The organism is Anaerosporomusa subterranea, from assembly GCF_001611555.1.
Classification (GTDB): domain Bacteria; phylum Bacillota; class Negativicutes; order Sporomusales; family Acetonemataceae; genus Anaerosporomusa; species Anaerosporomusa subterranea.
Window position 1 is genome coordinate 1 of the sequence record NZ_LSGP01000028.1, and the last position, 12,649, is coordinate 12,649.

Annotated in this window: 11 protein-coding genes; 10 read left to right on the plus strand and 1 reads right to left on the minus strand. The window is 45.0% G+C overall.

Annotation, left to right across the window (positions count from 1 at the left end; all coding sequences use genetic code 11):
• Positions 1–1,203 precede the first annotated feature (1,203 nt).
• The 8 genes from AXX12_RS18020 to AXX12_RS18055 all read left to right on the plus strand — a co-directional run bounded on the left by AXX12_RS18020 (position 1,204) and on the right by AXX12_RS18055 (position 9,945).
• Positions 1,204–2,496: a dicarboxylate/amino acid:cation symporter gene (locus AXX12_RS18020; protein WP_066245750.1), complete on the plus strand. Its 1,293-nt coding sequence runs from the start codon at positions 1,204–1,206 to the stop codon at positions 2,494–2,496.
• Positions 2,497–2,792: 296 nt separating this feature from the next.
• Entirely contained in the window at positions 2,793–3,665 is an 873-nt protein-coding gene (locus tag AXX12_RS18025) for a response regulator (RefSeq protein WP_066245752.1), read from the plus strand.
• A gap of 22 nt (positions 3,666–3,687) precedes the next feature.
• Entirely contained in the window at positions 3,688–4,983 is a 1,296-nt protein-coding gene (locus AXX12_RS18030; protein WP_066245753.1) for a sensor histidine kinase, read from the plus strand.
• Positions 4,984–5,183: 200 nt separating this feature from the next.
• Positions 5,184–6,476 carry a dicarboxylate/amino acid:cation symporter gene (locus AXX12_RS18035; RefSeq protein WP_066245754.1) on the plus strand — a complete coding sequence of 431 codons (1,293 nt, stop codon included), beginning with the start codon at positions 5,184–5,186 and terminating at the stop codon, positions 6,474–6,476.
• A 342-nt stretch (positions 6,477–6,818) separates the two neighbouring features.
• Positions 6,819–8,159, plus strand: a complete 1,341-nt coding sequence (locus AXX12_RS18040; protein ID WP_066245755.1) for an MFS transporter — start codon at positions 6,819–6,821, stop codon at positions 8,157–8,159.
• A gap of 20 nt (positions 8,160–8,179) precedes the next feature.
• Positions 8,180–8,956, plus strand: a complete 777-nt coding sequence (locus AXX12_RS18045; protein WP_066245757.1) for an XdhC family protein — start codon at positions 8,180–8,182, stop codon at positions 8,954–8,956.
• Complete coding sequence (locus tag AXX12_RS18050) at positions 8,940–9,260, plus strand: XdhC family protein (RefSeq protein WP_082816979.1); 321 nt, start codon at positions 8,940–8,942, stop codon at positions 9,258–9,260. The genes AXX12_RS18045 and AXX12_RS18050 overlap by 17 nt, the downstream gene beginning before the upstream one ends.
• 49 nt (positions 9,261–9,309) lie before the next feature.
• Entirely contained in the window at positions 9,310–9,945 is a 636-nt protein-coding gene (locus AXX12_RS18055; RefSeq protein WP_082816980.1) for an NUDIX hydrolase, read from the plus strand.
• 248 nt (positions 9,946–10,193) lie between these two features.
• Here the strand turns inward: AXX12_RS18055 and AXX12_RS18060 are convergent, their stop codons facing one another.
• Positions 10,194–10,460 (minus strand): hypothetical protein, encoded by a 267-nt coding sequence (locus AXX12_RS18060; RefSeq protein ID WP_066245760.1) that lies wholly within the window; start codon positions 10,458–10,460, stop codon positions 10,194–10,196.
• 247 nt (positions 10,461–10,707) lie between these two features.
• Between AXX12_RS18060 and AXX12_RS18065 the strand changes: the two genes are divergently transcribed.
• Together AXX12_RS18065 and AXX12_RS18070 are read left to right on the plus strand one after the other, a co-directional pair.
• Positions 10,708–11,784: a glycosyl hydrolase family 18 protein gene (locus AXX12_RS18065; RefSeq protein ID WP_066245763.1), complete on the plus strand. Its 1,077-nt coding sequence runs from the start codon at positions 10,708–10,710 to the stop codon at positions 11,782–11,784.
• Between the two features lie 266 nt (positions 11,785–12,050).
• Positions 12,051–12,644, plus strand: coding sequence for a type 1 glutamine amidotransferase domain-containing protein (locus AXX12_RS18070; RefSeq protein ID WP_082816981.1), 594 nt, complete (start codon positions 12,051–12,053; stop codon positions 12,642–12,644).
• Positions 12,645–12,649: the final 5 nt, after the last annotated feature.

Consider the following 12,649-nt stretch of genomic DNA (forward strand, 5'->3'; position numbering starts at 1 on the left):
GGATAGGTAGTCGCAGGTTTAGCAAAAGGACTCACTAAAAAGGGAGTCCTTTTTGTTTTTCTACTTTCTTTTACCACTTAGTTAATTATGGTGGCAGTAGGTTCGTCAGTAGTCCGAACACAGGAGTTCCGAAGGTGCAACCAGTGATTATCGCATTGAAGAGCAGAGGCTTCTTTTTAGAACGCGCCCTTATACGCTGAAAGTACTTGGCTGGTGACGGCCTGGGAGGATAAGTAGTTGCCGGTTACAAAATGACCTACTGATAAAGTAGGTCATTTTACTTTTCGCGTTTCTTTAGAGATAAGCTGAATACGGTGGCAGTAGGCTTTAGCAGCACCCGAACGCGTCGAAGGTGCAATCAGTATTAAGCTAATTGTAGAGCAAGGCTTCTTTTTAGAACGGGTTCCGAAGGTGCAACCAATATTCAGCTATTTGTAGAGCTAAGGCTTCTTTTTAGAACGCGCACACATACGCCGAAAGTATCGAAGGTGCAATCAGCAAGAAGCATATTGTAGAGCAAGAGCTTCTTTTTAGAACGTTTGGCTGGTGACGGCCTGGGAGGATAGGTAGTCGCAGGTTTGTAAAAAAGCACTCGCTGGAAAGCGAGTGCTTTTTGTTTTCTACTTTCTTTACCACTCAGCTCATCATGGTGGCGGTAGGTTCGTCAGCAGTCCGAAAACAGGTGAGCCGAAGCCTTGGGTGGCTATTTGTGGTGGCGGCCCTAGCCAGGCACTAGTCCCGCTTCGACGGTACACCTTAACCTCCGCTAAGGCTAATGCCTGGCCCGGGCCAAGTTTAATCACGCGGGAGTTAAGGATTGCGAATTAAAGGATTCATTTCAGAACAGAGTTCCGAAGGCTTAATCAGTGATTATCGCATTGAAGAGCAGAGGTTTCTTTTTAGAACGGCTAAGGTGCAATCAGTGAAAGATGCAACATATCAAAGGTGTTATGGGGCGAGACAATGGGTTGAAAAAAATAGTATAAATAGCAGATTATCGACAAAAAATATATTTCAGCAATAGTATTCTGTATACAATCGCGCTGAATGCTCTCAGCCAAGTGATTTTATGCTATAATTATTACTCAAATGTATTATTTTTTTATCCGTAACATTTTATGTAAAATTATCAAAGGGTGTGGTAGATAGAGGATTATCTAAGAGTTAACAACACAATTCAAACAAATACTATTGGAGGTTTATATGAAGCAATATCAAAAGCTGTTGTTAGGATTTGTTCTCGGTATCGTTGTCGGTCTAATCGGTTATTATACTTTTCCGGAAAAATCCTATCCGTTCATGAAAACGTTTACTGACTTCTGTACCCTAACGGGTGCAGTATTCCTCCGGATGATCTTTATGGTTGTTGTTCCTTTGCTAGTTTCAGCGTTAATTCTTGGTGTTTTTGAATTGGGCAAAGGGCGTAACTTAGGTAAAGTTGCTACCAAGTCGTTAATGTATACTGTGGTGTTAAGTTTGATTGCCGTTATGCTCGCCGTAACGATGACTAACATCATGCAACCTGGGGTTGGCGTGCAGTTCGACAGAGATGAACTTGCTAAGAACACAGGTGTTCTTACGATTAACAAAAATATGCAGGCAGCGCAAAGCAAACCTTGGACCCAATATATTACCGACCTGATTCCGCAGAACCCCGTTGACTCTGCAGCCAGAGCCTTTGGCGGTGAAATTATTGCTGTCATGGTGTTCGCGTTAATGTTTGGCTACGCGCTCAGCATGGTCGTTAAAGATGAAGACAATGCGTTCATCCAGATGCTGCAAACCGTCTTTGACGCTTCGCTAAAGATCATCGATTGGGCCATGAAACTTGCTCCATATGGCATCTTTGCCATAGTATTCAACACGACCTACCGGATGGGTGCTGGATTCCTAACGAACGTTGCCTACTTCGCCGGAGTTGTCGTACTCAGCCTGCTGATCCAGCAATTTGTTGTTTATGCCTTCTTCCTAAAGGCTTTTGCGAAAACGAACCCGTGGGAATTCTTCAAAAGCTGTAAAGAAGCGTATGTGTACGCATTTTCAACTGCCTCCTCCAATGCTACCCTGCCGATTGCGCTGGAAGTCGCCGAGAAGACACTTAAAGTGCCTCCCAAGATTGCTCGTTTCGTCTTGACTTGCGGCGCTTCCGCCAACCAAAATGGTTCAGGGCTATATGAAGGGACAGTTTTATTGTTCCTGGCTCAGGTTTTCGGAGTCAGCCTCTCCATAGAGCAACAAGTGGTTGTCGTCTTGACGGCAGTGTTGGGCGGTATCGGAACGGCTGGCGTTCCTGGCGGCACGTTGCCAATCATTGCGATCCTGTGCGTAAATGTTGGTGTGCCTGTTGAAGGATTGGGCTTGATCCTCGGCGTCGACCGCTTCCTGGATATGTGTAGAACTGCCCTAAACGTTTCTGGTGATTTGGTTATCGCTAAGCTCGTTAGCGCAAGTGTAGGTGATATCGAGGAAAGTGCTGACGCTAAAAGTATTGCCTAGTAAGCCGAAGAAGACGGTTAGGCATAGCCGTCAGAATTAGCCACGCGGATTTGCGAATACAAAAAGGCACTCAAAAGGAGTGCCTTTTTGTATTTTTGTGAAGATCAATATACCATAAAACAAGATAAGGCAATTGTAGGCTGAAAATAAATATATAGATTAAAATCGCTGTTATTTTAGGCGGTTCTTTCTTTTAGTGACACTTAATGGAAGGAAGATGGCAAGCATTTATCGAATTGTTAAAATAATTATAATAAGTTCTAAAATTGAGTATTTTATATGAACTGGAGGCAACTATGGAACTACGTCTTGCTATTGTGGACGATGATATCAGCATCCGGAAAATGCTCAGGCGGATCATCGAAGATACAGGACTGGGGATAGTCGTAACAGAATGCAGTGATGGGATACTTGCGGAAGAAGTTCTCAGAGTCAGTCTCCCTGATATTGCTCTGATTGATATGCTTCTGCCCGGACAAGACGGTGTTGAACTGATCACACGGTTGTCTACGGAAAGGCTTAATATTTCTTATATTATGATATCACAGGTAAATAGCGAGCCCATGATTACCAGAGCATACGAAAGCGGTATCGAATTTTTCATCCATAAGCCAATCAATGTCTTGGAGGTCAGGTCTGTAATTAACAAGATTAAAGAAAGCCGCAAACTACGTCAGTTCATGTCATATGTCCATCAGACTACATCGCAGTTTACCGGGCAAAATCCGTCAGCTAAAGTTGATGGTGAAAATAAACACAAATCGGCAATCTATCGGACGTTTTCTGATTTGGGAATTATTGGTGAGGCAGGCGTTAAGGATATCTATGCGCTTATTGAATTAATCTGTGCGAACCAGCGCCAGGATAATGAATCTACCTATCAATTAAATGAATTATATGGCCAGTTATCACAAAAACTGAATCAGGATGCAAAGGCTATCGAGCAGCGTATTCGCCGAACGATCACAAAAGCAATGCAAAACCTAGTCAATCTGGGTGTAGAAGATTATTATAATGAGAAATTCCAGAATTATAGTTCGTCCTTATTTGATTTCAAGGAAGTGCGACAGGAAATCAGCTTTGTCAATGGCAAGAGTAACTACCACGGCAAAATCAATGTGAAAAAATTCATTCAAGGCATTATCTTTATTGCCGGTCAGGCTGGATAATTAGTAGTTGAGGGATAACGTAATGAAAAGCTTTCGCATAAATGTAGAGCAGCATAAACTGATCATCCATATAGTCATGCTTGTTACTCTTGCCAGCATGGTGTTCATTACCCCCTTCGATAACCAATTTCGGTTTACTCTGGGTGTCACAGTGTTATCTATGTTGCTGTTCTCTTTTCCCCAGCTTCCTGCATTTCGGGTCGTCTTCATTAGCGGTGTAAGTATTGTGCTTTTCCGAGTAGCTGTTTCCTTTTTTCTTGGACAAAATAGTCTAGAAATCGTATTTATAGGACATATTCCCGCTTTGGCATACTATATAACCTTCGGAACTTTATTTGAGCTATTTGATATTCATAACTTGATTGATAAGTTCACCGTTGCTACCTTGTTACTTAGTGCAACCGATGCTCTGAGTAATATTGTCGAGTTGTTATTTCGGCCTGCATTGCAGGCTGTTGACTATGAACTGGCACTTGCTAGTGTTATTTTTATTGCGATGGCACGATCCGTTATTGCCATATATGGATATGTGCTGCTTAAGAAGTACCATTCGTTTGTGTTGGTACAAGAACAGTTAAGACGCTATACAGAACTGATATTAATGATCGCAAAGCTAAAAGCTGAGCTTTTTTATTTAAAGAAATCATCTCAGGATATTGAAAGTGTAATGGAACGCAGCTATTGGTTATATAATCATTTGAAACAGCGAGAGTGGGATGAAGAATCCTTGGCTCTGAATGCGGGTAAGGCGCTCGAAATTGCACGAGATATTCATGAAGTGAAAAAAGATTATACTCGGGTAATTAGCGGCATTGAAAATGTGTTAAAGCCTACCAGTCTGGATCGATATATGAATTTTTCTGAAGTGTTTTATATCATTGAACAAAATGTTTTGCGCTATATTGAGGCTTCTGGAAAGAATATTACGATAACCTTTCACTATACTGAAGATTTCCTAACCGACCGGTACTATACGATCGTATCATTGCTCGATAATTTAATTATGAATGCCATCGAAGCGTCCGGGCAGTCTGGGAACATTGGCGTCAAACAAACACGTAATGCAGACGAGTATATATTCCAAGTAGAAGATGACGGAATCGGTATTAATGCCGACGAATTATTATTCGTTTTTAAGCCTGGCTACTCAACCAAATTTTCGCTGGAAACCGGGAAAATGTCGACCGGGTTGGGCCTTGCCCATGTGAAAAACCTAACTGAAGATCTTGGCGGGACGGTTAGTGTTTCTTCAGTAACGGGAGGGGGAGCGAAGTTTATTGTAATCATTCCTCGAGCGAAGCTGATATTGCAAGATTGATATCCAGACAGGATTTGTAAATAGTCAGACTGTTCAGAGATTAGAAGTGAGAGTTTCTAATCTTTTTTGTTGTTTCCAGTAGTGTATCAGTTATTGTGATAATGTAGATATAGTATAGTGATGTATAAGGGGGGGATTAGCCGACATACGCTGGGCTTTCAGAGCGAAAGCTGACAAATCAAAACGTAGGGGGATTAGTCGTGAAGCAATATCAAAAACTCTTATTAGGTTTTGTACTTGGCGTTGTTATTGGTCTAATTGGCTATTATACTTTCCCGGAAAAAGCCTATCCCTTCATGAAGACATTCACCGACTTCTGTACGCTAACTGGCGCCATATTCCTTAGAATGATCTTCATGGTTGTTGTGCCCTTGTTAGTTTCCGCATTAATTCTCGGTGTATTTGAGTTGGGCAAAGGCCGTAACCTAGGCAAAGTTGCTACCAAGTCGTTAACGTATACTGTTGTCTTGAGTTTGATTGCCGTTATGCTCGCCGTAACGATGACTAACATCATGCAGCCTGGGGTTGGCGTGCAGTTCGACAGAGCCGAACTTGCTAAGAACACAGGCGTTTTGACGATTAACAAAAATATGCAGGCTGCGCAAAGCAAACCATGGACCCAATATATTACCGATCTGATTCCGCAGAACCCCGTTGACTCTGCAGCCAGAGCTTTTGGCGGTGAAATTATTGCTGTAATGGTGTTCGCTTTAATGTTTGGCTATGCGCTCAGTATAGTCGTTAAAGACGAAAACAATGCGCTCATCCAGATGTTTCAAACTGTCTTTGATGGTTCGCTAAAGATCATCGAGTGGGCCATGAAGCTTGCTCCATATGGCATCTTTGCCATAGTGTTCAACACGACCTACCGGATGGGCGCCGGCTTCCTGACGAACGTTGCCTACTTTGCCGGTATTGTCGTACTCAGCCTGCTGATCCAGCAGTTTGTAGTTTATGCCTTCTTCTTAAAGGTTTTTGCGAAAACAAACCCATGGGAGTTCTTCAAATCTTGTAAAGAAGCATATGTGTATGCTTTTTCAACGGCTTCCTCTAATGCTACTCTGCCGATCGCGCTGGACGTTGCTGAGAACACACTAAAACTGCCCAAAAAAATCGCTCGTTTCGTCTTGACTTGCGGCGCTTCTGCCAACCAAAACGGCTCAGGTCTGTATGAAGGCGTAGTGTTGTTGTTCCTGGCTCAGGTGTTCGGAGTCAGCCTCTCCATTGAGCAACAAGTAGTGGTGGTCTTGACGGCAGTATTGGGCGGTATCGGAACGGCTGGCGTTCCTGGTGGCACGTTGCCAATCATTGCGATCCTGTGCGTAAATGTCGGCGTGCCAGTCGAAGGCCTGGGACTGATCCTTGGTGTTGACCGCTTCCTGGATATGTGCAGAACTACCCTGAACGTTTCTGGCGACTTGGTTATTGCTAAGCTTGTTAGTGCGAGTGTGGATGACGAAACTGTTGCTAAAACCCCAGATATTTCCTGCTAGCAACTGTATATTACCAAGTATTGGCCGCCGGACCTATGGTTCGGCGGTTCCCTTATGAAGCCGCGATTATAAATAAAAGTGACGGGGTTTGCCAGTGCTATTAATAATAAAACTAATATTGAAGGTGAAATAAATACAAAGAAAGGAATCCGGGGCTTTGGCCTCGGACTTTTTAACTTGACAGGCCGGGACGACTATACGAAAATAGGGATAACGCTAGTTGATCTTGTGATATACTAATAAAAAATGTGAGCGACAAGTCGGCGTTTTAGATGGTTTCCATCTGAAACGCTGTTCTGTTTACCGTAATTCCTGTCAGGCAATAAAAGGGGGCTGCAATTAATGTCTAGCATAGCAAATCGCTTAAGTAATTTGCCGATGGGGAAATTCCACTGGCGATTGCTGATTATTACCATGTTAGGATGGACATTTGACTCCATGGATACCGGCATAGTCGCCTTTGTCTTGGCGGAAATGATTGGCTCATGGAATCTGACCACGGCGCAAATTGGCTATATCAGCAGTATCGGCTTGGTAGGTATGGCTAGTGGCGCCTTCTTAGCCGGAACGATGGCTGACTATTTTGGGCGAAAAAAGCTATTTGCAGGCACCTTATTGATTTACAGTATTGCTACCGGGCTATGCGGCATCGCTTGGAATTATGAATCGTTGCTAGTCTTTCGTTTTTTGGTCGGTTTCGGTGTCGGTGGGCAACTGCCGGTTGCCGTGACGCTTGTCAGTGAATATTCGCCAGCTAAGCACAGAGGCAAGATGATTGTGATTCTTGAAAGCGCTTGGGCGCTTGGTTGGCTGGCAGCATCAGTTATTGCTTATCTCGTTATTCCGAAATATGGATGGCAGATAGCCTTTTTCATCGGTGCTGCGCCGGCGCTCATGATCTTCTATCTGTGGCGCCTAGTACCTGAGTCAGCATTGTATCTGGTGAACAAAGGAAAATATGACGAAGCCCATGCGCTGGTGGCGAAAATTGAACAGGAGTTAGGTATCCCCGTGGGACCTGCGCCGACAGCTGCTGAGAGAAGCTTGAAGACGCAGAGCATTTCCTTCATCGAATTATGGTCGGCCCCCTATATTAAGCGTACTATCTGTCTGTGGATTCTCTGGTTTGGCATGGTTTACTCCTACTACGGTATCTTTACCTGGTTGCCTTCTTTACTGGTAAAGAGCGGACACGATTTAATTAGGTCGTTTGAATTTCTATTGTACATGACACTAGCTCAGATCCCGGGTTATTTTGTCGCTGCTTATTTGGTGGATAGACTTGGGCGTAAACCAACTTTATCTGGGTTTTTAGCCGCTTGCGCCGGTTGCGCTTATATGTTTGGCAATGCTGCGACTAGCTCTGACATTCTTTTGTGGGGTTGCTTGTTGTCTTTCTTTAATCTTGGCGCCTGGGGACTATTATATACGTATACTCCAGAGATGTATCCTACTCATGCTCGGGGCACCGGGGTCGGATCAGCAGCTGCATTTGGTCGGGTCGGCGGCATCTTGGCGCCAATCGTGGTTGGCGCGTTATTTACTGGGCCAGATAAATTCGCTACGATTTTTGCTATGTTCACCGCTGTTTTATTAATTATCGCGTTGAATGTGATGGTTCTGGGAGAAGAGACGATGAACCGTTCATTAGAGGAAATCAACCAAGAGACTGCGAACAAGTAATTCTGAGGGCGGTGAGCTAGTTGGATGTATTTTCCGAGCTTCTATTTGATGCACAAGCCGCACGCACTGTGTATATAGTAACATTAACGAAGTCTCCGCCGTCTTTTCAACAGTATCTCGGACAGCGGCTTTTGTTCTATCTGGAGGGCGAATCTAAAGGCTGCATCATCAGCGAATCTTTTACCACAGAGATATTGCAAGAGTTGGCGGGAAAGAGTTGGGAATATCCTAGCTTATTTCGCTTAGATGGCAAACCGGAATTCGAGCTCTTTTGGGATAAACTAATTCAGCAACGGCAAGCGATTATCTTTGGCGGTGGCCATATCAGTCAGCCGCTTGTCGACATCTTATCATTGATCGGTTATACTGTGACTGTTGTTGATGACCGCCCCGACTTCGCCAACTCGGCGAGATTTCCTAAAGCGGCTAGTGTTTTTTGCGGATCATTTGAAAAGGCGTTTTCTGATATCGAAATAGGTAAAGCTGCTGCCGTTATTATCGTAACTCGTGGGCATAAGCATGATTTAGCCTGTTTGCGGCATGCGCTCAATAGCCGCGGATTTTATATCGGCATGATTGGTAGTCGGCGAAAGATTAGTCTTATTTTTGAGACACTGCGCGAAGAGGGAGTATCTGATGCAGCCATTCGCAGCGTTCGGGCACCCATCGGGCTTGATCTACATGGCCAGACTCCTGCCGAGATTGCTTTGAGCATTGCGGCAGAAATCCTGGCAGTGGAAAAGGGTGGAACTGGATTGCCCTTATCGACGATGTGGAGGAGTGAGCGAGTTGACTGAAGCTCTTCTTCTGCATATCCATAGCCGCCAGTTGGCAGGGAAGGCCACGGCGTTAGCAACAATAATCAGTACTAAAGGGTCAACACCGTGCAAAGCAGGTGCAAAGATGCTGGTTTTCCCTGATGGCGGTACGTATGGTACCATCGGTGGTGGCTGCGCGGAGGCCGAAGTGAAAATGAAAGCATTGTCAGTGTTAGATGATGGAGTTGCTTGCACGATTTCTGTGTGGCTGCTTGATGATGATGCAGCCCAGAATGGCATGGTTTGCGGCGGTACTATGAATGTATTTATTCAAGTCGTTTAATAGCGGCTGTCGCTAAATGCTGTAGTTCCCATTCGATAAGGAGTAAGTTATGGATATCGAGAGATTATATCAAAAGCTGCAACAGCGACAGCTTGAACAGCCAATCATTGATAACGCGGGAGAGTTTCTGGAGTCTGCGGTGATTCTCCCATTAGTCGAGGAGAATGGCAAACTATCTGTACTGTTTGAGGTACGGGCGCAGAGCCTTAAACGCCAACCAGGGGAAATCTGTTTTCCCGGCGGCCGGATTGAACCGAGAGAGACGTCTATGGCGGCGGCAATTCGCGAGACTGCCGAGGAATTAACACTGCCAAAGGAATGTATCAGAGTGCTCGGACCCTTGCCGATTGTGGCCAGTCCCATCGGTGTTATGCTTTTCCCCTATGTGGGCGTGTTGTCTAGCTCGTGCACGATCCGTCCTAGTAAGCAAGAGGTGGAGGAGTGCTTTACTGTGCCGCTTTCTTATTTACTGCAGACTAAACCAGTAATTGGTAAGATGGAGCTGGCTACCCGACCACTAGCCGATATTCCACCAGGTTTTATGCCTGACGGATACTCACCGGATTGGAAGCGTAGACACACATACCCGATTTGGTTTTACCGTTATGAAAATCGCGTGATTTGGGGTTTGACTGGACGGGTGCTGGCTACGTTTCTTGATGTTTGCCGATTGGTTTGCAGATAAGAAAAACCGTTTGCGGCGTCTTTGGGGAATATGGGATACCGCTCCACGGAGGGCGCGGAGGATACACGCAGGCCACGGAAGGTAACATTATTTGCCAGATTTGCTGGCCTAAAAAACGGTAATCCTCCGTGCGAGCCCTCCGTGAACTCCGTGTCCTCCGTGGAAAACGTAGCCTCGTTCTCTGCGCGAACTTGTAATTTCTATACGTTTAAAAGAGTAAAGGCCCTCGTGATGAGGGCCTTTAGCGTTTAGTTTGGCAGTAAGCGCCATGCATTGCCATGCACAGCTTGGTTATATAATTCAGTAATGGTTTCGAAGACGGTTGATCGCTTAATGGATCGCTTTTTGGTTAAAAGTGAAAACTTAAACCAACGTCCTTCTTGTGAAAGCTGATATAGCACATTGTTAATTTCGAGCTGAATAATCCGGTTAGGCGACTTGCTGAGTGCATCCTCCAGCGACTTAACTGCAGGACCGTTCAATGGGGCGGAGTGCGTCAAAATTGTTTTGTCCATGTATTCACGCTCCCGTTGTTTTAATATTCAGTTCTTATTCCTAGTATAGCACAAATCAAAATTAAACGCTTTCGGGACAAACCGTCAAAAACTGAGGTTTTTCTACTCAGGATGCTTAATACTAATGGATGCATCAGGTTGCGCAAATATTCGAATTTTAGAATAGTGGCATTATTTGCTAGTAGAATTAAGGATGCCCGTAACGCTCATACTATTTCCGAATGAAACTTTGGAAAGGGATGATGCTATGCGTTACTCAAGAATAATTACAGCAACCGTTTTAGTTTCGTTGCTTGCGGCCGGATTAGTATGGGGGGGAGGCTGTGGCAAGAAGGCTGCACCCAAGCCACTGCCGGGACAGCAGCAAGGAACACAGGCGCCGACGCAATATCCTCGCTTGATTATCGGTTATTATGAGAACCCCTGGCCAGGTACTCCGGATAAAACAGGCTCATTTCCTAGTATGAAAACCTATGCGAAGCATATGACCGCAGTTGCGCCATTTTGGTACCGGGCAAAAAGTGACGGCATGCTGGAGACAAAGGAAAGCCAACTGGTTCACGATACCGCAAAACAGCTTGGGTTAAAGATTTATCCGCTGATAACCAACAAGACTGGTGCGACAGATGAAGTGCTGGGAAATCCGACTGTGCGGACAAAGGTAATTGACAACATCGTTAAAATGGTGCAAGAAAAACAATATGACGGAGTAAATATCGATTTTGAGCTGTTAAAGCCAGCGCATAAGGATAACTTAAACGCTTTTATGGCTGAATTGTATCCTAAGCTAAAACAAATCAATAAAACGGTAATTATCTCCATCTTCCCTAAAGTCGATGTGCATGAAGACGTTTCCGGTGCCTATGACTATCCCCAGTTAGCCAAGAATGCCGATTATTTACAAATTATGACCTACGATAAACACTGGGCGACATCTGAGCCAGGTGCGATTGCGCCAGTTGACTGGTATGAAAAAAATATTCAGTACGCCATTGAAAAATCAGGCGGTCCCCATAAAGTGATTATCGGTGTCAGTGCTTATGGCTATGATTGGCCAAAAGAAGGAGCCGGTGAGACCATCACCTATGTCAATGCGATTGTTCTTGCAGAAAAGCATGGCGCAAAAGTCCAGTATGATGAGGCCTCCCAAGCGCCACATTTTTCCTACAACGGACATGAGGTTTGGTTCGAAAACGATCGCAGTACAGCAGCTAAGCTCGCTATTATCGCCAAGTATAACCCTGCAGGAATTGCAATCTGGCGTTTAGGTCAGGAACAGCCTGAGGCTTGGAACGAGATAGCCAGCAAATTCCCCAAAAAATAGGCCGGGCTCTTCAACGGGCCAATCTGCGACGAACCACGGATGGTTCTAGTGTCGATCATGCCATGGATGGCTTAATGATCGACCGTTGTTAGCCCCGAAAATCCATTGCTTGCGTACCCGTATCGTACGCGGCGCGGCTGGATTTTCGGGGCTGCCTAGTGATGCCGTTATGCTGTGTTACGTCCGGTATATTCTAGTCTCGTAGGCAACAACATCTCGACCTTTCTGAACACCCTACAGAGCTTAATAATTCAGAGGCCGAACTTATGAGAAGATCTTTATATGGCAGGTTTTTTTTGCTAATGTGCGAATATATTGCTCAAAGGGATAATATGAAAGCGAAGGTGAGCGGATTGGCAAAGGTACTGCTGTTTATCGAAAACAACTTTGAAGACATGGAGGCGATGTATCCCTATTATCGTCTGCTTGAGGCGGGGTTTACCGTCGATGTGGCTGGGCCGCAGCAGGAAATAGTATATAAAGGCAAATATGGTTATCCCCTAGCCGCTACGGTAGCGGCAGAGGCGGTAACCCTGTCAGACTACGTTGCGTTGATCATTCCTGGCGGACAGGCGCCTGATAAAATGCGGATGAATGAGGCGATGGTTGACTTGGTGCGGCAGGCAGACAAGCAGGGTTTGGTTATTGGCGCCATCTGTCATGGGCCGCAACTGCTGATCGAGGCCGATATTGTTCGCGGTCGGAATGTCACCTGCTATCGTTCGGTTTTGACTGATATCTTGAATGCCGGCGGCATTTACCACGATCTTGAGGTGATTATGGATGATAACCTAGTAACCTCAAGAACGCCAATTGATCTGCCCGCGTTTATGCAGCAGATACTTAAGCAGCTAATATAGACTAT